At 34.1% G+C, this 19,492-nt stretch carries 18 protein-coding genes; 13 read left to right on the top strand and 5 right to left on the bottom strand.

Annotated elements, in window-relative coordinates; translation table 11 throughout:
• Positions 1 to 84 precede the first annotated feature (84 nt).
• The 9 genes from Q0Q99_RS03975 to Q0Q99_RS03935 all read left to right on the top strand — a co-directional run bounded on the left by Q0Q99_RS03975 (position 85) and on the right by Q0Q99_RS03935 (position 10,376).
• A complete protein-coding gene (locus Q0Q99_RS03975) occupies positions 85 to 1,350 on the top strand; it encodes an oligosaccharide flippase family protein (RefSeq protein WP_293891781.1) in 1,266 nt (421 codons plus the stop codon).
• A gap of 42 nt (positions 1,351 to 1,392) precedes the next feature.
• Positions 1,393 to 2,070 (top strand): hypothetical protein, encoded by a 678-nt coding sequence (locus Q0Q99_RS03970; RefSeq protein ID WP_293891778.1) that lies wholly within the window; start codon positions 1,393 to 1,395, stop codon positions 2,068 to 2,070.
• Complete coding sequence (locus tag Q0Q99_RS03965) at positions 2,070 to 3,296, top strand: hypothetical protein (protein WP_293891775.1); 1,227 nt, start codon at positions 2,070 to 2,072, stop codon at positions 3,294 to 3,296. The genes Q0Q99_RS03970 and Q0Q99_RS03965 overlap by 1 nt, the downstream gene beginning before the upstream one ends.
• Positions 3,293 to 4,462 carry a glycosyltransferase family 4 protein gene (locus Q0Q99_RS03960; RefSeq protein WP_293891772.1) on the top strand — a complete coding sequence of 390 codons (1,170 nt, stop codon included), beginning with the start codon at positions 3,293 to 3,295 and terminating at the stop codon, positions 4,460 to 4,462. Before Q0Q99_RS03965 ends, Q0Q99_RS03960 begins: the two co-directional genes overlap by 4 nt.
• A gap of 375 nt (positions 4,463 to 4,837) precedes the next feature.
• On the top strand, positions 4,838 to 5,950 hold the full coding sequence (locus Q0Q99_RS03955; protein WP_293891769.1) for a DUF1972 domain-containing protein: 1,113 nt from the start codon (positions 4,838 to 4,840) through the stop codon (positions 5,948 to 5,950).
• On the top strand, positions 5,886 to 7,253 hold the full coding sequence (locus tag Q0Q99_RS03950; RefSeq protein WP_293891766.1) for an O-antigen ligase family protein: 1,368 nt from the start codon (positions 5,886 to 5,888) through the stop codon (positions 7,251 to 7,253). The genes Q0Q99_RS03955 and Q0Q99_RS03950 overlap by 65 nt, the downstream gene beginning before the upstream one ends.
• Positions 7,250 to 8,233, top strand: a complete 984-nt coding sequence (locus tag Q0Q99_RS03945) for a UDP-glucuronic acid decarboxylase family protein (RefSeq protein ID WP_293891763.1) — start codon at positions 7,250 to 7,252, stop codon at positions 8,231 to 8,233. Before Q0Q99_RS03950 ends, Q0Q99_RS03945 begins: the two co-directional genes overlap by 4 nt.
• Before the next feature lie 6 nt (positions 8,234 to 8,239).
• On the top strand, positions 8,240 to 9,607 hold the full coding sequence (locus tag Q0Q99_RS03940; RefSeq protein ID WP_293891760.1) for an undecaprenyl-phosphate glucose phosphotransferase: 1,368 nt from the start codon (positions 8,240 to 8,242) through the stop codon (positions 9,605 to 9,607).
• A gap of 1 nt (position 9,608) precedes the next feature.
• Positions 9,609 to 10,376 carry a glycosyltransferase family 2 protein gene (locus tag Q0Q99_RS03935; RefSeq protein WP_293891757.1) on the top strand — a complete coding sequence of 256 codons (768 nt, stop codon included), beginning with the start codon at positions 9,609 to 9,611 and terminating at the stop codon, positions 10,374 to 10,376.
• Positions 10,377 to 10,382: 6 nt separating this feature from the next.
• Here Q0Q99_RS03935 and Q0Q99_RS03930 read toward each other — a convergent pair whose 3' ends face one another.
• Entirely contained in the window at positions 10,383 to 11,696 is a 1,314-nt protein-coding gene (locus tag Q0Q99_RS03930; protein WP_293891754.1) for a phenylacetate--CoA ligase family protein, read from the bottom strand.
• A 59-nt stretch (positions 11,697 to 11,755) separates the two neighbouring features.
• Positions 11,756 to 13,114 (bottom strand): T9SS type A sorting domain-containing protein, encoded by a 1,359-nt coding sequence (locus tag Q0Q99_RS03925; RefSeq protein ID WP_293891751.1) that lies wholly within the window; start codon positions 13,112 to 13,114, stop codon positions 11,756 to 11,758.
• Positions 13,115 to 13,227: 113 nt separating this feature from the next.
• Here Q0Q99_RS03925 and purD point away from each other — a divergent pair, with 113 nt between their 5' ends.
• The gene (gene purD, locus Q0Q99_RS03920) at positions 13,228 to 14,502 is read left to right on the top strand and encodes a phosphoribosylamine--glycine ligase (RefSeq protein WP_293891748.1); all 1,275 of its coding nucleotides are present in this window, start codon (positions 13,228 to 13,230) and stop codon (positions 14,500 to 14,502) included.
• On the opposite strand, the gene Q0Q99_RS03915 is transcribed toward purD, so the two are convergent.
• Entirely contained in the window at positions 14,494 to 14,724 is a 231-nt protein-coding gene (locus Q0Q99_RS03915; protein WP_293891745.1) for a uracil phosphoribosyltransferase, read from the bottom strand. The two genes, purD and Q0Q99_RS03915, sit on opposite strands and share 9 nt — an antisense overlap.
• A 45-nt stretch (positions 14,725 to 14,769) precedes the next feature.
• Between Q0Q99_RS03915 and Q0Q99_RS03910 the strand changes: the two genes are divergently transcribed.
• Positions 14,770 to 15,699, top strand: a complete 930-nt coding sequence (locus Q0Q99_RS03910; RefSeq protein WP_293891742.1) for a DUF6427 family protein — start codon at positions 14,770 to 14,772, stop codon at positions 15,697 to 15,699.
• On the opposite strand, the gene upp is transcribed toward Q0Q99_RS03910, so the two are convergent.
• On the bottom strand, positions 15,694 to 16,347 hold the full coding sequence (gene upp, locus Q0Q99_RS03905; protein ID WP_293891739.1) for a uracil phosphoribosyltransferase: 654 nt from the start codon (positions 16,345 to 16,347) through the stop codon (positions 15,694 to 15,696). The two genes, Q0Q99_RS03910 and upp, sit on opposite strands and share 6 nt — an antisense overlap.
• A 129-nt stretch (positions 16,348 to 16,476) precedes the next feature.
• Between upp and Q0Q99_RS03900 the strand changes: the two genes are divergently transcribed.
• Both Q0Q99_RS03900 and Q0Q99_RS03895 read left to right on the top strand, forming a co-directional pair.
• The gene (locus tag Q0Q99_RS03900) at positions 16,477 to 17,082 is read left to right on the top strand and encodes a DUF4254 domain-containing protein (protein ID WP_293891736.1); all 606 of its coding nucleotides are present in this window, start codon (positions 16,477 to 16,479) and stop codon (positions 17,080 to 17,082) included.
• A gap of 57 nt (positions 17,083 to 17,139) precedes the next feature.
• Positions 17,140 to 18,177, top strand: coding sequence for a glycosyltransferase family 9 protein (locus Q0Q99_RS03895; RefSeq protein ID WP_293892175.1), 1,038 nt, complete (start codon positions 17,140 to 17,142; stop codon positions 18,175 to 18,177).
• A 41-nt stretch (positions 18,178 to 18,218) separates the two neighbouring features.
• Here the strand turns inward: Q0Q99_RS03895 and Q0Q99_RS03890 are convergent, their stop codons facing one another.
• On the bottom strand, positions 18,219 to 19,274 hold the full coding sequence (locus Q0Q99_RS03890) for a ferredoxin--NADP reductase (protein ID WP_293891733.1): 1,056 nt from the start codon (positions 19,272 to 19,274) through the stop codon (positions 18,219 to 18,221).
• Positions 19,275 to 19,492: the final 218 nt, after the last annotated feature.

Raw genomic sequence — 19,492 nt, 5'->3', positions numbered from 1 at the left:
ATAAGTATTATAAATTTTAAAAAACCATAAATTGAATTTCAATTTATGGTTTTTTAGTTTCAAGCTATAAAAAATTTCTTAGAAATGCTCCAAAAAGGAATCTCTCTTTTTAAAAATCAAAAACAATTCTCAAATCTTATAATCTATGGTTTTGGGCAAGGGTTTAATTTGATAACGCCTTTGCTGGTCATTCCGTATATTGTTTCTATTTGTGGTGAAGAAGGTTATGGTAAAATAGGCGTAGGAATGGCATTGGCCTTTTTTATTATGGTTTTTGTTGATTATGGTTCCGAAATTGTAGGGGTAAAAGAGGTCGCTATTAATCGGGAAAATCATGCGGAGTTAGAGCGTATTTTTGTTACCACTTATTTGGCGAAGCTATTATTGTTGACAGCAATGTTGGTTTTGGCTTCAATCTTCTTCTATATTATTCCTTATTTCAGCCAAGAAAAAACACTTTTCTTTTTCAGCTTGTCTATGGTAGTTGGGCAATATATCAACCCAACATGGTTTCTACAAGGTATCGAAAATTTCAAATGGATAACCATTCTCAATATTCTGTCAAAAGTAATTTACCTAATCGGTGTTTTTCTCTTTATCAACAAAGCAGAAGATTATGTTTACTGCAATCTCCTTTGGGGAATCGGGATGATTGTTGCCTACGCAATTACTTGGTTTTATATTCTTTTTCATCATTCTTTTTCTTTCTCGAATGCAAAGAAGTCCGAAGTAATCAAAATGATTAAAGCAAATTTCTCCATCTTTTCTTCTCAGATTTTTGTTTCTCTGCAAATGTATTCACCCATAGTGTTAATCAGTTTTTTTGGCGGAAATGTGATGGCCGGACAATACAAAATCATCGACCAAATCATTGTCATTTTTAAAACCTATATTTTACTTTTCTTCAATTTTGTTTATCCGAGAGTGTGTTATTTATTAGAAAAAAGCACCGATGAAGCGCTTCGTTTCTGGAAACTTTACAATGGCTTGAACTTTCTTTTTATCGTTTTATCCATGATGGGCATTATATTTTTTTCGGTTGAAATTGTCACCTATTTTAATCCTAAAGAAATAACCACTATAAGCAATTTGCTAAAAATTGCTACCATTATTCCGATATTGCAAGGCATAACAATTCCTCTGAAACAATTGGTTTTGGCTTCCAACAAGCAAAGTGGATATGTTAAAGTTACCATGATTATTACGATAATCAGTTTGGTTATTATTCTGCTGATTACACCAATTTACCATGTTTTAGGTGTGCTTATAGCCTTAATTGCCACCGAAATTATTACCTCATTCGTTTTTTTCAAAACGATTAAAAACAGCTTATTTCTTCGCCCAAGTTAAAAACTATTGTATTTTTGAAACGTTTAGTAAAATTGCGCTTAGATGATTAAAAGACTATTTAAAAAAATGCTGGCCAACTCCGGAAAAAGTTATCAAATTGATGACCGAATTCCATCCAAACTGATTTATTCGGTTCTTTATAATCGCATGATAATGTTGATTAGAGGGTTTTTGAAAACGGGGAAAAAAGTATTCATTGGCAGTAACACGAGAATCTTAAATTCCAGGAACATAGTTTTTGGCAGAAACGTTACTATCGGAAGCCATTGTGATATTGACGGTTTTGCTTCCGAAAAAATAATCTTAGGTGATTGTGTCAAAATTGGATGCTATTCTAAATTACTTTCTACCAGTCATTTTTCAAAATTCGGAAAGGGATTGACGATGGGAAACAATTCGGCCATAGGCGATTTTACGCATTTCGGCGCGCCGGGTGGCATTGAAATCGGAAACGATGTTATCATGGGTTCTTATATTTCTTTTCATTCGGAAAACCACAATTTCACCGATACATCCAAACTAATCAGAGAACAAGGCATAACGTCTAAAGGCATTAAGTTGGGCAATAATATTTGGGTTGGTGCCAAAGTTACTTTCTTAGACGGTTGCTCGGTTGGCAATAATTCTGTGGTTGCCGCTGGTGCTGTGGTAAACGGAAGCTATCCCGATAATGTCGTTATTGGTGGAATACCGGCCAAAGTAATCAAAACGTTAGCCTAATGAAAATAACCATTCCTAACAATTGGTTTCATCAATTCCTTTTTATACTCTGTATTGCCGTACCTTATTTAGATATTTTTGAGTTGACCATATCAGTATGGAGCTTAGCTTTTGTACTTACAATCCAGAAAAGATATTCGATTTCGCTATTTAAACTAGTTATTCCTTATGCTTTAATTTTACTTATTGCCACAGTAGTTTCGTTTAATTTCGACTATCAAAAATACTTAATCATTAGAGATATAACCTATCTCTGCAAACCAATGATAGGCTTCTTTTTGGGTTACCAATTGTGTGGTCGTAATTTTCAGAATGCCTTTAGATTGATTGTGAAAACGGGTGTTTTTATAGCGATTTGTCACTTCATAACATTGTTTAGCGCCGTATTGATTTACCGAGCAGCGACCGTAGCAGAAATCAGATATATTTCGGGTTATTTCAGTGATTATGAGGTTTATACTTTTATCATTTTATTGTTTCATAAACAGTTTCAACTTGATTATTCCAAAAAAACATTAAGGATATTCACTTTAATTGTCGGGTTTTCTGCTTTTATGTATTTGGCTAGAACCAATTTTATCCAATTCGTTATTCTGTTTTTAGCGGTAAAAGGTTATTTGGTTATCAATAAAAAATCACTAACCATTATCGCTAGTATTGTAATCACTTCTGTGGTTGGTTATTTTATTATTGTCTCAACCAATCCAAGACGTAACGCAGAAGGACTTGAAGGATTTTTGTATAAAATAAAAGTGGCGCCGATGGAGCCGTTCAAAACCAAAATTAACAGAGAAGATTATAAAGATTTCAACGATAATTATCGTTCCTATGAAAATATTATGACCATTCGGCAAGTGACCAATGACGGATTGACACCAACAATCTTTGGTAAAGGAATCGGTTCTCAAATCGATTTAAAACAAGAAGTTTGGTTGGGCGATATGAATCTCCGATTTATTTCCATTCTTCACAATGGTTTTATGATTGTCTTCTTGAAATCGGGCTTGTTAGGCATTTTTATTTATCTGTTTACCATGATCTTTTTCTTTCGAAAAATGAAAACCAATAAACCGATAGTCTCCAATATCAACCTGCTTTTTATTGGAACAGGTGTTTTCCTTTTAGTATCCAATTGGGTATTTTTAGGGTTTTATAATTTAACAGAAACCAAATCAATACTAATAGGATTCTTAATTGCCTATAGAGAGAAAATCAATAATCAATGAAAAGCATCCTTTTTATACATCAATCGGCCGAACTTTACGGTTCCGACAAAACGATTTTAATGTTTATCTCCAGTTTGGATAAACAGAAATACAAGTCAGTAGTGATTCTACCATTTGACGGATCATTAAAAAGAGAATTTGAAAAGAATGGTATTGAAGTCGTTATTGCTCCGGTTTTGAAGCTTTACCGAAAAATGGTTACCCCCAAAGGCATCTTAAATTTTTTCAAAGAATACCGCGACGGACTAAAAACCCTTAATGCACTTCACAAAAAATACAACTTCAGCATCGTATATTCACATACTTTGGCGGCGTTGATAGGCATTATTTTTGCCCGAAAGAACAAAATCAAACACCTTTGGCATGTTCAGGAGATTATTGCCAAACCGGTAATATTCAACAAAGGATTCGTGAAATTATTGTCGCTGGATTGCAATCATGTAGCGGCTTATGATTCGAAAACCACGATGGAATTTTGGATAAAAGACAATGAGAAATTGACCAAAAAATCCCATTTTGTCTGGAATGGTTTGGATGTAACCCAAAAGCAAAACACCACCCAAGAAGAGATTGCAGCGATTAGGAAAGAGTATTTTAAAGTCAGCAATAATGAGCTGGTTATAGCACTTGTCGGAAGGATTAACAGCTGGAAAGGACAACAGTTATTATTGGAAGCATTTCACAAAATTGCCGACAAATACCAAAACACCAAATTAGTTTTTATTGGTTCAGCACCGCCAAACCAAGAAGTTTTTGAAATAGATTTAAAGCATAAAATAATCGATTTTGCCCTTACAGAAAGAGTCGTGATCATTCCTTTTCAGGAAGGGATTTGGAAATTTTGGGATTCAATTGATATTGCAGTCGTGCCTTCAACGGAACCGGAACCTTTTGGAATGGTGGCTATTGAAGCCATGCTTTCCAAAAAACCGGTAATAGCAGCCAATCACGGCGGTTTGACCGAAATAGTATTGCCTAATGAAACAGGCATATTATTCAAACCAAACAACTCTGCTTCGTTGGCCAGCGCTATAGAAAGCATTATAGTGGATGGTGAAAAGAGAAAGCTTTTTGGCGAAAATGGCTATACCAGAACCGTTAATCATTTTTCATTACAAAAACACGTTGAAAAATTCGAGGACATTTTTGAGAGCTTATTTGAATAAAACAAAAAAAATGAATATGTTTATTTGGAATAGAAATTCACATGGCAATTCGCAGCGGAACAATTCAAAAAAGCCATTTCCTAAAACAATAAAACGGTATATAAATGTTTCATTTCTTCGGTTAACGGAACTTGGTGATTACCAACAAAAAATCCGTTTTTATCCAAATATTGCGCGTTTTTCATTTCTCCGAAAATTTCATAATCAAAGAATTTCAACACTTCATTTTTGTTGTATATGGTTTATTATAGAAATACTTTTATCAAACTTTATTGCGATTTTTGAAGAGAGTATAAAAAAGAAATCAAAGTACACCGGCAATAATTTTTTTAAACTACTAAAAAAGTTATTTTTGCACACTAAGTTTAGATTTCAATGAAAGTAGCCATACTAGGAACTCGTGGTGTGCCCAATTATTATGGGGGATTTGAGCAGTTTGCTGAATTTTTTTCAGTATATCTTGCCAAACAAGGGCACGAAGTGTATTGCTATAACTCACACGATCATCCTTTTCAGAATCAGAATTTTAACGGGGTAAATATTATTCATCAATATGATCCTGAATACAAATTTGGAACCTTTGGGCAATTCGTTTATGATTTCAATTGCATTATAGATTCACGCAAAAGAGATTTCGATATCATTTTACAATTGGGATATACGAGCAATTCGGTTTGGCATTTTTTACTGCCTAAAAAATCAATCATTATTACTAATATGGACGGATTAGAGTGGAAAAGAACAAAATACTCTAAACCTGTGCAACAATTTTTAAAGTTTGCTGAGAGACTGGCGGCAATTAATAGTGACTTTTTGGTTTCAGATTCACTAGGGATTCAAAAGTTTCTTGAAAAAAAATATAAAAAAGAATCTACCTATATCGCTTATGGAGCCTATCCTTTTTCCTCTCCAAATGAAGAATTTTTAAAGGAATATAATGTAGAAAAAGGAAACTACAATATGATTATGGCACGCTTTGAACCCGAAAACAATATGGATATGGTTCTTGAAGGAGTAGCCTTGAATGAAGATAAGACACCAATTTTGGTCATTGGAAAGCACATGACTAAATATGGGGAGTATTTAAAAAATAAATTCAAAGGCCACGAGAATATTCGATTCGTGGGAGGAATCTATAACCTCGAACATTTGAATAATCTTCGTTATTTTTCTAATTTGTATTTTCATGGGCATTCTGTTGGCGGAACCAATCCATCCTTACTGGAAGCGATGGCCTCCAGAGCCTTAGTAATTGCACATAACAATGATTTCAACAAAGGAATTTTAAAGGAAAACAGCCACTATTTCTCGAGTGCACTTGAAGTAAAAAATATTCTGAATACAATCAAAAAAAATGATAACTTGCAATTAGTTCAAAACAATTTTGATTCGATTGTGAATGAATTTAATTGGGAAAAAATAAATGGGGAATATTTACAACTTTTCGAAGAATGTTATTCAAAATCTAATAAAAGAAAACAAAAGTAACAGTTCTTTTATTCCAATACTTTTAGTCCTTTTTACCATTCCTTTTAGTTTTGCGATAAACAATGTTTCTTTGGGAATATTTTTGTTAGTTGCTTTTATCTCTTTAAAAAGGGAACACTTCAAACTTCAAAAAGAGTTGATTTTTCCTATTCTGCTCTACGTTTTAATGGTAATCTCCTATTTCTGGTCCATAGATTCAAAAGCAACACTTTCCGCTTTGTCAAAGGAAGTACCGTTGCTTTTAATTCCTCTTGGTTTTCTGATTTTTAAAACAAATACTTCGGAGCAAAAAAGAAAGATTATTGAATATTATAGTTATGTCATCGTTGCATTTGTCTTATATTATTCAGTAAGAGCCATAATTCGCTATTTAATAATTGGAGATGCAAGAATGTTCTTTTATCATGGTGAAAACGACAAAGACTTCGGACTGGTACCAAAATTGCTGAATGCCATACACATGTCAGTTTTTGTTGCGGTTGCTTTCTTTTATTTTTTTACCAAAGAAATAAAATCAAAAACCGATACCTTACTTTCGGTTTTGCTTTTTGGATTTATATTACTTTTATCTTCCAAAAACATCATACTCGTTGTTTTATTTCTTTTGCTGATAAACATTTTCTTTTTTTCTAAAACTGCCCATAAATTAAGGCTTAGAAACTTAATTATTTTTGGATTGTTATTAGGAATAATCTTTTCAATAGGAAGGATAAAAGACAGATTTAAAGTCGAATTTCAAACCAATACAGACAAAAGCTTAAGTGCCAATGTCGTTGAAGGTATTCCATCAGGCGTTCATTATGTGAGTTTGAAAGAAGCTTGGTCAAATCCAACATTTACGCCGAATGATTACTTCAACGGAACGGCATTTAGGGTATATCAATTGCGAATTTTTATTGAGTTAATCAATGAAAACAAGGTATTCTTAACAGGCTTTGGATTGAACGCATCCTATCCAAAAATTAAAGAAAAAGCCATTCATTACAATCTCTATATGGGAGAAAAAAATGATTCAGACAGCGGTTATCAATCAAAAAATTTTCACAATCAATATATCCAAAATTTTTCTGAATTAGGTATTTTTGGCTTAATATTGTTGTTAATTATGTTGATAGCTAACATTAAAAATGCAATTAAATCAAAAGATTTTGTTCATTTTACTTTCGCAGTTCTAATGATAAGTTTATTTTTGACCGAATCATTTTTATGGAGACAAAGAGGTGTTGTGTTTTTTACTTTATTATACTGCCTTTTTAATTCAGGAATTATACAGAATAATTCCAAATCCGAAAAAATTATATGAAAAGAATATTAATTACGGGTGCTGCGGGGTTTTTAGGTTCGCATCTTTGTGATCGTTTTATTGCGGAAGGATATTTTGTTATCGGAATGGATAACTTGATTACCGGAGATTTAAAAAATATTGAACACTTATTCAAACTCAAAAACTTTGAGTTTTATCATCACGATGTAACCAAGTTTGTTCATGTGCCTGGAAATTTGGACTATATTCTTCATTTTGCATCGCCTGCAAGTCCAATAGATTATTTGAAAATCCCAATACAGACTTTAAAAGTTGGTTCTCTCGGAACTCACAATCTTTTAGGATTGGCTAGGGTAAAAAAAGCCCGAATCCTTATTGCATCCACTTCTGAAATTTATGGAGATCCATTGGTTCATCCGCAAACTGAAGAGTATTATGGTAATGTAAATACCATTGGACCAAGAGGTGTTTATGATGAAGCTAAGCGTTTTCAGGAATCAATCACAATGGCTTACCACACTTTTCACGGTGTAGAAACCCGGATCGTTCGGATATTCAACACTTATGGACCAAGGATGCGATTAAATGATGGACGTGTTATTCCCGCATTTATTGGCCAGGCATTGCGTGGCGAAGACTTAACCATTTTTGGAGATGGAAGTCAAACCCGTTCGTTTTGTTATGTTACCGATCAGGTAGAGGGAATTTTCAGACTACTTCATTCTGATTATGAACAACCAGTTAACATTGGAAACCCGAACGAAATTACAATTAAGGACTTTGCCGATGAAATTATAAAATTGACAGGTACCAATCAAAAAGTTGTTTACCATCCACTGCCTATCAATGACCCCATGCAACGACAGCCCGATACCACACGTGCCAAAAATATTTTAGGTTGGGAAGCCAAAGTTTCACGAGAAGAAGGAATGAAACTGACCTACGAATATTTCAAATCACTTTCGTCTGAAGAACTTTTAAAAGAAGAACACAAAGACTTTAAAGGATATATTCATTAGAAGTATATGGTTGCACAACAAACAGGTAGATACTCAAAATATATAAGGCCGATAAATATACTTTTCGATTTGGCCATTATCACTTCATTGAGCTTATATTCCTTTAAAGAACTGAATCTTAATCAGTTTTACTATTTGTTGTATCAAACTTTCACCTGGATTGTTATCGCCGTACTTGTAAAATATTATGAGGTCTACAGGTTTACAACGCCGGTAGAAATCGTCACTAAATTAGTTAAACAATTTAGTGTTTTTTTATTGGTTGTTATTGCTTTTTTCCCTTTTGCTAAAACTACAATCTTTAGCGGAAAAGCAATTGCAATTTTTATGACCGTAAGTTTTCTCGTTATTGTAACTTTCAAATATTTTTGGTTTTTCTACTTGAAAAAATACAGAATTGTAACAGGAAGCAATTTTAGAAATGCTGTTATAATTGGATTTACACCAGAAGCAATAAGACTAAAAGAAGTATTTGAAACCAGAAAAGATTATGGTTATAGATTCTTAGGGTACTTTTCAGATAAAAAGCAAAATCCGGAAGTTAAAGGAAAAATAGAAGATTTAGAGCAATTTGTGATTGACAACAAAGTAGACGAAATCTATTGCTCATTAAATGAAATCTCAAATGAAAAATTAAAGGAATTAGTTGAGTTTGCCGATGATAATAAAAAAGCGATAAAATTTATCCCGGATACAAAAGAGATTTATTCCAAAAATCTTAAAATAGATTACTATGAATTGTTTCCTGTTCTTTCGCTTCAAAAAACACAACTTCATCACCCGTTCATAAAAGGTCTAAAAAGAGGCTTTGATATTTGCTTTTCGTTGTTAGTGATTATATTTCTACTTTCCTGGCTTATTCCCTTATTGGCTTTATTAATAAAACTGGAGTCAAAAGGGCCGGTATTTTTTATGCAAGGCAGACCAGGAATGGATGAAGAGGAATTTTTCTGTTATAAATTTCGTTCCATGCAGGTAAACGGATTTACCGAACAGGAAGCCTCAAAAAATGACCCAAGGGTTACTAGAATGGGCAAATTTATGAGAAAAACAAGTATGGACGAATTGCCACAGTTTTTTAATGTATTGCTTGGCGATATGTCAGTTGTGGGACCAAGGCCACACTTATGGTCACAAAACAAAGCTTACGCCAGTAAAATAAAGAAATATATGGTTCGTCATTATGTAAAGCCAGGAATTACAGGTTTGGCTCAGGTGAAAGGGTTCAGAGGAGAAATTGAAACCGAAGAAGATATGGTAAACCGTATAAAACTTGATGTTTTTTATATAGAAAACTGGTCGTTAATCATGGACATTAAAATCATTTTCCAAACGGTATTTAATATCTTTAGGGGAGAAGATAAAGCTTATTAAAATGGATAGCTTGGTATCAATAATAACACCAACGTATAATTCTGAAAAATTCATTTCTGCTACAATTCAATCGGTTCAAAAACAAACCTACTCAAACTGGGAATTGATTATAATTGATGATTTTTCAACCGATAAAACGGTTGAGATTATCAATAATGAAATTAAATCAGATGCTAGAATCAAGCTATATTCTTTAACAAAAAATGAAGGCACAGGTGTAGCAAGAAACCATGGCGTTGATAAATCCAAAGGATCTTACATTTCTTTTCTGGACTCGGATGATTTATGGAAGCCAAATAAACTTGAAAGGCAATTGAATTTCATGAAAGAAAACAATTTACTATTTACTTTTAGTTTCTATGAATGTATTGATGATGCAGGAATTGATTTAAATATACGAAAAGAAGCACCGGGCCTTACGACCTATAAAAAATTGTTTTTTTGTAACTACATTGGGAATTCTACAGTAATTTATAATGCGGAAATTCTTGGAAAAATCCCTATAAATCAAATAAGGAAAAGACAGGACTGGATGTTGTGGCTTACCATTGTAAAAAAAATAAAAGCTGCCCAACCTGTGCCCGAAGTTCTGGCCTATTACAGAATAAGGAATAATTCGATTTCGTCTTCAAAAATGGATTTGTTAAAGTTCAATTTCAATGTTTACCATAAGTTCCATAAAATGAATTATTTTGCTTCATTTGGTTGTATTATGCTATTTATTTTCACACAACTTATTATTAAACCAAGATATAGTAAGAAAATATAAATTGTTTTATTTAACTAATGAAACAAATTGCTTTAATTTTCCGCTTTTGCTACGTTCTAGTTTATCTTTTCTGACAAATAAAAAAGTCAGACCATTTTCTAAATAAGTTGTAATGGCTTTTTCAATTTGTTGAATCTGAATTTCGGTTAACTCAAATTCACTTACATATTCAATGTTAAAAGTGTCGATTTTTGTTTGCTTAATCACAAATTCCTTCACATTACCATCGTCTTCAATGATGCTTTTTGTAACATAATAAAAGGTCAATCCTGGTGATTTTTTCCCGCTTGGTAAAACCGCCACATCATTGGTTCGGCCAATTAACTTCTTAAGAATAGGTTTCTTTGTGGTACTTTTTTCGTCTAAAATTCCAACATCGCCAATATCATATCTGATAAAAGGATGTGCTTTATTGTATAATGAAGTTATCACAATTCTTCCTTCTTTTCCAAATGGCAAAACATTGTTACTATTGTCTAAAATTTCCACAAATAACGTCTCTGAATTTACTTGTAATTCACCAGCAGCATTTTGAAACGCTATCAAATCGAGTTCAGAAGCTCCATATTCATTGATAACCGGAACACCAAATTGTTTTTCAAGCAAAATTTTATCATCATCAAAAAGCATTTCAGAAGTTACGATGCAACATTTCAATGTTGGGCACACTGTTGTTAAAACAACATTTTTCTTTTGTAAAAATTTAGCAAATAAAACTATGGAAGAAGTATATCCATTGATATAATCAAATTTTTTCTTTTCAAACTTCAGTAATACTTTTTCCAAAACTTCATCCGACAAATCGAAAATAGTGAAGCGATAACGATTGCTCAGCAAGTCTTTAAGGCGCTCTTTTTTGTTGCCAATGAAATCTAATGGGATTCCATAAAAACGTGCTTGCAACGATGAATTAAAATCAATTCCAAACCAGCTAAAACAACGAATGTTATTTGCCCAGGTTAAGGCATGGCAAAATTTATCCTTTGCGAAAATAAAAGGATCGCCACTAGAACCTGAGGTTTTGTTTACGTAGACGGTTGCTGGAGTAAATCCTTCCGAAAGTCTTTCTGCGAGGGGTTTTTGAAAATCTTTTTTAGTCATTATGGGAAGTTCATCCCAATGGTCAACAGATGTTTTTCCAACAAAATTTTGATATGATTTGTTGTGTCGCAAATGATAATCAACAATTTCCTTTTTCTTTTGATTGCTATAATTGCCATAATCAATTTCTGAAATAGTCATAATCTTTTTCAATTCGGCAGACGCTTCCTTTATAGGAAAACCATTTAACCGCAGCGATAAATTGAAAAAATTGAACATAAGACAATAAAAAAAGGGCTAACAAATGTCAGCCCTTAAAAATACTATTTTATTTGGAATTAATTTTTAAGAATCTTTACCACTTCTTTTTTGTTGTTAGAACTTACTTCGAAGAAATAAGCACCAGTAGAAAGGTTAGAAATATCTACCGTATTTTCAATTCCGTTTAATGATTTAGTCATCACTACTTTACCTGATAAATCAGTTACTGATAAATTTGCAGTATCAACATCCGGAGTAGAAATGGTTACTACTGAAGTAGCAGGATTAGGGTATACTTTATATTTAGCAGCGTTTCCAAAACCTGGCGTTGCTAAAGGACCAGATAATTTAAAAATACCCGCCGAACCAAGTGGATCACCATCACTAAAACCGGCACTCCAACCAACAGATGCCGTTAAAAATGCTGAGGCTCCTCTTTGAGTTGTCCCAGTTGGTTCAAGATCAGTCCAGGCCCCCCCGTTATTTGTACTAATAGATGTCCCAACGGGTGCAGCTTGGGAAGTAGCAACGATATTTGTAGTTCCGGGAATGTAATTAAGAATTCTACGAGTACCTGTAAAAGTTGTTCCTGCAGACCAAAGAGCTCCACCGTTTGTAGTAGTATAGTAAGTATAAACAGGAGTAGCAACGGTTCCCGATGTTTTTAATAAATAACCATTGGTAGCACTACTAAAAATTGCACTTCCACTATTTGCCGGTAAAGCAGCACCAAAATCAGTCAATGGCGCTTGAGCAGCTGTCCAAGTAGCTCCTTGGTCAGTGGTTCTGTATAATCTTCCTTTATTTGTTGGGAACCATAATGTACCTCCTGCAGCAATTGGCGTACTATTATACCCATATTCTCCACTTAACGGATTTGTTATGCTGGCACCTGGCACCTGAGTCCAGTTAGTACCACCATTTGTAGTTCTCCAAATTTCAAATTCACTACCTACAGGATCACCATAGGCAACACCAACAAGATTATTAAAAAAGTAAACCCCATTTAAGAAAGACGAACCAGCAGTTTGAAAACATGTTGCACATTGTTGCGTCCAGTTCATACCGTGATCGGCAGTTTTATAAATATAACCAACACCATTATTTGCGTCCCCGGAGATATTGTTTATAGCCGAAACCCAGGCAATTTCTGCGCTAACAGGAGATATATTATTTATTTCCCAAACCGTATTTCCCACATCTATAATTCCCGGAGTCCAAGTAGTTCCGCCATCAGTTGTTCTTGTAAATTCTTGAATATTAGCACCAAGACCAGAACCATCGTAGGCTAATGCCCATACAGTATTAGCATCGATAATGCTAATTTGGCTTAGACCTCTGCTCGCGTCAGGAAAGCCCGTTTCCTGAGAAATCCACTGAGCGTTTATTGTTGAGGTTAAAGCAATTAAAGAAAAAGTAAGTAATAATTTTTTCATAGTTTTTAGTTTTAAATAATTGAAAACAAAAATAACATTTTTATTTTAACCAACTTAAATTTTATTAAATCTTTAATAGAGAAAAGGTTATTTTTGCAATCAAAATTAAAAAGATGGTCATCTTACTACTTGGCTCCGGCGGAAGAGAACATGCTTTAGCATATAAAATCCTTCAAAGTTCAAAATGTTCAACACTTTTTGTAGCGCCAGGAAACGCCGGAACATCCGCAATAGCAACTAACATTTCCATCACTCCGACCGATTTTACGGCTTTAAAATCATTTGCCATTGTGGAAAAAGTTGAAATGGTTGTCGTTGGCCCTGAAGATCCATTAGTGTCAGGAATTTATGATTTCTTTAAAAATGATTCTGCATTACATCATATTTCGGTTATTGGACCATCAAAAGTTGGCGCTCAATTGGAAGGAAGTAAAGAGTTTGCCAAAGAATTTTTGGTAAAACATGAAATCCCAACCGCAGCGTATGATAGTTTTACGGCAGCAACTATTGAAAAAGGATGCGAATTTTTAGAAACCCTACACCCGCCCTATGTATTAAAAGCGGATGGTTTAGCCGCCGGAAAGGGCGTCTTAATTCTTCACGATTTAGAAGAAGCGAAAACAGAATTACGAAATATGTTGGTTCATGCAAAATTTGGCAATGCAAGTGGCAAAGTAGTTATTGAAGAATTTCTGGACGGAATTGAATTAAGTTGTTTTGTATTGACAGACGGTAAAAATTACAAAATTCTGCCAACGGCTAAAGATTATAAACGAATTGGTGAAGGAGACACGGGTTTAAATACCGGTGGTATGGGAGCAATTTCTCCAGTTCCATTTGCAGATGCTGTTTTGTTGGAAAAAATTGAAACCCGAATTGTAAAACCAACCATTCAGGGTTTACAGAAAGACGGAATTGAATATAAAGGTTTTGTTTTTATTGGATTAATCATTGTTAATGGGGAACCAATAGTAATTGAATACAACGTTAGAATGGGTGATCCCGAAACGGAAGTTGTAATTCCGAGAATAAAATCTGATTTAGTGGAATTATTTCAGGCTGTAAGCAATGAGAAATTAGATGAAATGTCGTTGGAAATTGATGAAAGAAGCGCTACCACAGTTATGATAGTTTCCGGTGGTTATCCTGAAGATTATGGAAAAGGCTACGAAATTTCAGGACTGGACAATATTGAAAATTCTCTTGTTTTCCATGCAGGAACAACAATAGAAAATGGGAAAGTAATAACCAATGGCGGAAGAGTTTTAGCAATCACTTCGTTTGGCGATGACTTCCAAGAAGCCATAAAAAAATCTTACCAAAATATAGTCAAGCTGCATTTTGATAAGATGTATTTTAGAAAAGATATTGGATTCGACTTACTTTAAGAAAGAATGGGCCGTGGTATCCTGGTTTTCTTCATTGTTAGCGCGGTGGATGGTTAATTGTTTACACCAGTAAACAATGTAATATCCACAAATTATTATCATAATCCAGCTAACAAGGTTAGCCAACCACCAACTGCTTAACTCTAAAGAACGCAAAAAATCAAGTGGTTTGAATAAAAAATCTACAAATAAAGATTGAATACCTTCAAAAAATGCTCTCATTTTATAAAATGTTATATTTACAGCACAAATGTATAAAATATCCTTATGATAACAAGCGTTTTTAAAAAATCTACATTGCTTAATAATGCTTTGGTGGTCGTTCTGCTGCTTCTTTTCTTTTTTATGTATCAATCAAGTGATTTGCTTACAACGATTTTTTCCAATGGATTTTATAAAACGGCAGCTCTTGTTTTGCTATTATTGGCTTCCTTTTTCCTGGTAAACTTTACGGTAAAAAAGAACAACCTTACGAGAAATAGCAGTTATACTATTTTATTTTTCTTATTGTTTCTGCTCATTTTTCCGGCTGTTTTTAATAATTCTAATTTATTGTTTGCCAATTTTTTTCTTCTCCTGGCTATCCGAAGAATGATTTCACTGCAAACGTTAAAAGCGCCAAAAGAAAAGATTTTCGATGCTTCGATGTGGATTTTCATAGCCAGCTTATTTCATTTTTGGTGCATTCTCTTTATTTTATTGGTATATATCTCCATTATTTTTCACGTTTCAAGAGATTACAGGAACTGGCTTTTGCCATTTTTAGCTTTTTTTGCAACCGCGATTATATTTATGGTTGGTGCTTTAGCATTTGATCAAACATGGATAACCCACATTTTAAATCAAACCCAAACTAATTTTGAATTGGATTATTTTAGCAATAATTATCAAAATATTGCTCTTTCATTTTTTGTTGTTATTGCCTTATATTTTCTGTCATCATTGATTTTTTCCCTGACCAACAAACCTTTGATTTTACAAGCTTCTTATAAAAAAATGATTTTCGGAGTTATAATCGGAGTAACAATATTTCTGATTTCGCCTGAGAAAAACAATGACATGTTGATTTTTACTTTTATGCCATTAGCAGTAATGTGTACCATAAACATTGAATCTTCCCAAAACAAAATGTATCAGGAAATCGTATTGTTATTAATTATTTTGGGATGTTTTTTTAGCTATTTTTCTCAGCTATAATTTGCTTCCATACGCCAAATCTCCGGCGTCGCCAAGGCCAGGCACGATGTAGTTTTTCTCGTTTAGTTTTTCATCTATCGCAGCTATCCAAAGATGGCAGCTATCCGGAAGATTTTGCTTCAGGTATTCAATACCTTCGGGTGCCGCAATTACAACCGCAATATGGATTTCTTTTGGTTTTTGTTCCAAATGTAACTTGTTTAAAACCGCCACCATCGAATGGCCTGTGGCAAGCATCGGGTCAATCATAATGAGGTTTTTATTTTCAAAAGAAGGTGCAGCCTGGTATTCAACCAAAATCTCAAAATCATCATCGTTTTTATAATGATGGCGATAGGCAGAAACAAAGCCATTTTCCGCATTGTCAAAAATATTCATAAAACCCATATGTAATGCCAATCCGGCCCGAAGTATGGAACACAAAACTACATTGTCGGCAATGGTTGTGGTGTGTTTAATGCCTAACGGAGTTTGAACATCAATAGCTTTGTATTCTAAAGTTTTACTCAATTCATACGCCATTATTTCACCTATTCGTTCAATGTTTTTCCTGAAACGCATGCTGTCTTTTTGAATGTTGACATCGCGAATTTGGGCTAAAAAATGATTGAGGATACTATTGTTTTCCGAAATATTATGAAGTTGCATGAATGTGGAATTTGTATGTTTAGGTAAAAGTATAAAAAACTATCTTTGCCCCCGAGACTTTAGTCGAATTTATAACCCGAACCGCCAAAGCGGGAACCGAACGAAGTTAAATAAATAAAATTTAAAATTATGTTTTCAAAATTAGCCTATTCTATATTTGAACAAAGCATCAGGGATTATCATGTTCATGACAACGTAGACCAACCGGTTAACAATCCGTATCCAAAAGAGAAGATAGAACATTTGTTGTATTTTAAGAATTGGATTGATACAGTTCAATGGCATTTTGAAGACATTATTCGTGACCCAAACATTGATCCGGTTGCTGCTTTGGTTTTGAAAAGAAGAATCGATGCTTCCAACCAGGAGCGAACCGATATGGTTGAATATATCGACAGCTATTTTCTTCAAAAATACAGCAATGTTAAAGTAAAAGATATCGCTAAAATAAACTCCGAAAGTCCAGCCTGGACGATTGACAGACTATCCATTTTAGCATTAAAGATTTTCCATATGACAGAAGAAGCCAATCGTGCTGAAGCTTCACAAGAACACCGAGATAAATGCCAGTTAAAATTAAATGTCTTATTGGAACAAAGAACCGATTTGTCAACAGCAATTGATGATTTATTGACCGATATTGAAAATGGCGACAAATTTATGAAAGTGTACAAGCAAATGAAAATGTACAACGATGATGATTTGAATCCGGTTTTGTACCAAAATAAAAAATAAACCGGCAATCTTTTGTCAAAACCAATCGAACATATAGCTGTCATCCGATTATCTGCCATGGGCGATGTCGCGATGACAGTTCCTGTTATTAGAGCATTTGTTGAACAATCCCGAAGCGTCGGGACAAGTGTGAAAATCACGGTTGTTTCCCGACCGTTTTTCAAACCTTTTTTTGACGGAATTGAAAATGTGAATTTCTTTGCAGTTGATGTTAAAGAAAGACACAAAGGTTTCCTGGGCTTATTGAAATTATATTCCGATTTAAAGAAATTAAACATTGATGCTGTTGCCGATTTGCACAATGTGTTGCGTTCACAAATTATCCGAAACTTATTTGCCTTAAGCGGAAAAAAAGTAGCTTTTACGGATAAAGGCAGAGCAGAAAAAAGAGCTTTAACCCGAGCCCAAAATAAAGTCTTCAAGCCAACCAAAACAATGATTGAAAGGCATGTTGAAACGTTTAAAAAACTGGGTTTTAAACTCGATTTATCTAATCCACAGTTTCCTCAAAAAGCGGATTTATCAAAAGAAATTTTAGAAATTTCAGGCGAAAAAGCAAATCACAAGTGGATAGGAATCGCGCCATTTGCCCAATACGACAGTAAGGTTTATCCGCAGGATTTGATGCAGAAAGTGATTGATGAATTGTCATCAGATTCAAATAATAATATCTTTCTTTTTGGCGGAGGAAACAAGGAAAGTGAAATCCTGAATTTGTTTGCTTTAGGAAAAGATAACGTCATTAACGTTGCCGGGAAACTCAAACTTCCACAAGAATTGGATTTAATCTCTAACCTTGATGTAATGCTTTCTATGGATTCTGGGAATGCACACATTGCCGCAATGCTTGGGTTAAAAGTGATTACGCTTTGGGGCGCAACGCATCCTTTTGCGGGATTTGCACCATTCAATCAACCGTTGGAAAACTGTTTGGTTTCCGACAGAGAGAAGTTTCCGCAATTGCCGACATCGGTTTATGGGAATAAGAAAGTTAAAGGTTATGAAGAGGCTATGCGAACAATTCCTGTTGAAGCTATTGTTGAAAAAATTAGAGCCAAGACCGATCTGCTGTATGAAGCAAGACCGCTTCGCTGAAAGAAGAAATCTATATTCTTTTCTCTTGCTTCTTGCTCTAATTATACATCATCATAATCAACATAAATGGCTGCAGAAGTGGGATGTGCCTGACACGTTAAGATCAATCCTTCGGCAATTTCACTATCAGTTAAAATAGTATTCTTTTTCATTTCGGCTGTTCCGTTAGTAATTCGCGCCAGGCAGGAACTACAAATTCCACCCTGACAGGAATAAGGCGCATCAATTCCCTGTTTCAAAGCGGCTTCGAGAACCGTTTGCTTTTGCGACATTTCAAAAATAGTTTCTTCATCATCAACCATCACGGTAATTTTGGTGTGTCCGGTATGCGTCTCAGCACTTGGATTATCGTTCGTTGTAGATGTAGAAAACAATTCGAATTTGATATTTTCCTCAAGAATATTGTGGGTTGCCAAAACATCAGAAACCAAATTAATCATGGCTTCCGGACCACATAAATAGAATTTATCAAACTCTTTTTCCTTGTGTTTATTATTCAAAACAAAATTAACGGTCGACTTCTCAATGCGTCCAAAAAGCTCACCATCGGCTTTAGCTTGGCTAAAAACGTAATGAACAAAAAAGCGCCCAACATATTTGAGTTGCAGCTCGTGTAACTCATTGTAAAAAATAGTTTCATCCGGAGTTTTGTTGCCATAAACCAAAACAAAAGTACTTTTTGGTTCGCTTTCCAAAACCGATTTCAGGATAGACACAACCGGCGTAATGCCACTACCTGCAACAAAACCGGCATAGTTTTTCAAGTTAGAAAACGATGGCTCGAAAGTAAATTTTCCTTCCGGTTGACCAACTTCCAAAATATCCCCAACCTTTAAATTTTCATTCGCAAATTTTGAAAAATGACCTTCTCTAACAGATTTTATCGCAATTCGCAATTCGCCACTATTAGGTGAAGAACAAATTGAATAGGCACGACGAATTTCCTGTCCGTCTAAAGTTAGTTTTAGGTTTACGTATTGACCCGCCGTGAATTGGTATGCAGCTTTTAATTCGGCAGGTATATTGAAAGCAACAGAAATGGCATTAGGAGTCTCGTGTTTTACTTCCTTAATCTGTAATTTATAAAATGAATGCATGTAAAATAATTTTTGCAAAGGTAAGAAATGATTAAGTTTTAAGGAAATATAAAAACAACACATAAGATTATTATGTATAACCCGTTGGGTGTAATTATTTGAAGTAAAATAAATTGATTAGATATTGGTCAAGATACTGAAATTCAGTATCTTGATGTCGCCAAACAAACCAATATCTATGTCAAATATAGTAAAAAATTATTTTAGAGTTTTAGAAG

It is taken from the genome of Flavobacterium sp. (assembly GCF_025352425.1).
GTDB lineage: Bacteria > Bacteroidota > Bacteroidia > Flavobacteriales > Flavobacteriaceae > Flavobacterium.
Note: the sequence above shows the minus strand (reverse complement) of the source record. Positions and strands in the feature narration are given on the sequence as shown.